This window comes from Actinomadura sp. 7K507 (assembly GCF_004348425.1).
In the GTDB taxonomy this organism is placed as follows: Bacteria; Actinomycetota; Actinomycetes; order Streptosporangiales; family Streptosporangiaceae; genus Spirillospora.
Map to the genome: position 1 here is coordinate 1 of NZ_SMKK01000466.1, position 2683 is coordinate 2683.

Below are 2683 nucleotides of genomic sequence, written 5' to 3' on the forward strand. Positions count from 1 at the left end.
AGCCTCCACCGCGCGACCAGTCCCCGCCCCGCGACCAGCCCCCGCCACGCGATGGGCGTGGGTCGGAGGGGGATACGGCGGTGTTGCCGGTGGTCAAGGATCCGGAGGCGGCGCGGCGGCGGGCGCGGGCGGCCGAGCGGCAGCGGGCGGCCGCGGAGGTCAAGCGGAGCCGGTCGGCGCGTCGGCAGGGGGTGCCCTATCGGGGGCCCGGCCCGGTGGCCAGGGCGGCCGACCAGCACCGGTCGGCGATGCTGGTCATGGTGCTCACGCTGGGGCTGCTGATCGCCGCGGTGGCGGTGACCGGCGCGCTGCGCGCGTCCGCCATGCGGACCCAGCCGGTGGCGCTGGCCTCGCCGCTGCACATCTACCCCGTCACGCAGACCACGCCGGGGCAGTGCCCGGCGGGGACGCAGGGCATCTCGGGGCATTCGGGGTCCGGACCGACCTGCTACCGGCTGGCCCAGGGGATCGCGATCCGCAAGGTGTCCGACCTGAGCGTCCAGGAGTCCCGGGTGAAGCCGGGCGGCTACGACGTGGCGGTCACGCTGCGGCCGGTCGACCGGGACTCGTTCGCCACGCTGACGCGGGCGACCGTCGGGCGGGACCTGGCGTTCGTCGTCAAAAACCGCATCGTCACGCTCCCCCGCGTCGACATGGCGATCATGGACGGGAAGGTCATCGTGACCGGCCCGCCCGACCGCGCCTCGGCGAACAGGCTGGTCCGCGAGCTGAAGGGCCGCTGACGCGTCACCGCGTCCGGGCGGCGACGTCCTCCGCCGGAGCGTCCTCGGGGGCTGCGCCCTCGGCCTTGCCGCCGGTCTCGCCGCCGGACTTGCCGCGGGCCTTGGCACGGGTCGCCGCCCCGCGGAGCGGCACCTCCTTCAGCGCGAGCACCGCGACGAAGCCGACCAGGGCGATCGGGATCCCGAACAGGAAGACCGTCTCGAGCGAGTGGCTGAACGCGTCCCGGACGATGTCCTTGACCGGCTGCGGCAGCCGCGCGATCTCGTCCGGCGACCCGAGTTCGCCGCCGCCGGGCCCCTGGCTGATGCCGGCCGCGCGCAGGCCGGAGGCGATCTCGCTCGCGACCCGGTTGGTGAGGACCGCGCCGAACGCGGCCACGCCCATCGCGCCGCCGAGGTTGCGGAAGAACGAGACGCCGGACGTCGTCGAGGCCAGGTCGGCGGGCGGGACGGCGTTCTGCGCGGCGAGGATGAGGATCTGCAGCGTCAGGCCCATTCCGAAGCCGAGGACGGCGAGGTCGACGCCGATCAGCACCGGGGAGGAGTCGGTGTGGAGCCGCGACAGCAGGAACAGTCCCGTCGCGACGCACCCCAGGCCGATCACCGGGTAGATCTTGTAGCGGCCCGTCCGGGTGACGGCCAGGCCGGAGCCGGTGGAGGTGACGAGCATGGCGAGGACCAGCGGCAGCGTCATCAGGCCGGACGCCGTCGGGCTCATCCCCTTGACGATCTGCAGGTACTGCGGCATGTAGATCATCACGCCGAACATCGCCATGCCGACGCAGATCGAGGTGAACGAGGTCAGCACGAACATCCGGTTGCGGAACAGCCGGGGCGGCAGGATCGGGTCGCGGGCGCGGCGCTCGGCGACGATCGCCAGGGCGAAGAGCACGACGGTGACCGCGAGCAGGGCGTAGGTCCATACGGAGTTCCACGCGAACTCCACCCCGCCCATGGACAGCAGCAGCATCAGCGTGCCGGCGCTGCCGGTGATGGTGACCGCGCCGAACACGTCGATGTGGGTTTCGCGTTTCACCTTCGGCAGCTTCAGTACCCGCTGGACGACCAGGGAGGCGACCACCGCGAGCGGGACGCACACGTAGAAGCACCAGCGCCAGCCGAGCGCGTCGGCGTCCACGATGAACCCGCCGAGCAGCGGCCCGGCGACCGTGGAGACGCCGAAGACCGAGCCCATGAAGCCGGCGTAGCGACCGCGCTGCCGCGGCTCGACCACGTCCCCGAGGATCACTTGGGCGAGCGCGGACAGGCCGCCCGCGCCGAGGCCCTGGCCCGCGCGGAACGCGATGAGCTGCCCGATGTCCTGTGACAGTCCCGCGCCCACCGAGGCGACGACGAAGATCAGCAGGGCGGTCTGGAACATGAGCTTGCGCCCGGCGATGTCCGAGAGCTTGCCCCACAGCGGGGTCGAGGCCGTCATGGTCAGCAGGGTCGCGCTGGCAACCCAGGAGAGCTTGTCCTGGCCGCCGAGGTCGCCGACGATCGTCGGAAGCGCCGTGGCGATGACCGAGGTAGAGAGCATCGCGGTCAGCATCGCCAGCATCAGGCCGGAGAGGATCTTCAGGATCTGACGGTGCGTGTACTGCGGTCTGACCGGCTCCCCGGCCGGCTCTCCCGCCGGTTCCTGCGCTGCCGTGCTCGTTTGGACCACCTCTGCCCCCATGCCGGCCCGACGGACCGCCGAACCGATTACCTGTGCTGTGCATGTATGTTATGTAGACGCTTGTTTACTTGCAACTCGGCTAGGTTTCGAACACTGATGTCACCGGAGAGCGGGATGGGTTGGTACAGGTGATGCGGGTCGAAGAGGGCACCGGACGCGCCGAGCCGTCCACCGGCGGCGGGGCCGGCGGCGGGGACGGCGCGGCGGGGACGGGCGCGGCGCGGCGCCCGAAGCGCGACCGGGCGGCGACCCGGCGCCG

2 protein-coding genes are annotated in these 2683 nt (G+C 72.2%); one reads left to right on the top strand and one right to left on the bottom strand.

Features of this window, described 5'->3' with window-relative positions; genetic code table 11:
- A partial coding sequence (locus E1285_RS44455; RefSeq protein ID WP_207947292.1) for a hypothetical protein occupies positions 1 to 743 on the top strand: 743 nt, incomplete at its 5' end.
- Positions 744 to 747: 4 nt separating this feature from the next.
- Here the strand turns inward: E1285_RS44455 and E1285_RS44460 are convergent.
- A complete protein-coding gene (locus E1285_RS44460; RefSeq protein WP_243723483.1) occupies positions 748 to 2412 on the bottom strand; it encodes an MDR family MFS transporter in 1665 nt (554 codons plus the stop codon).
- Positions 2413 to 2683: the final 271 nt, after the last annotated feature.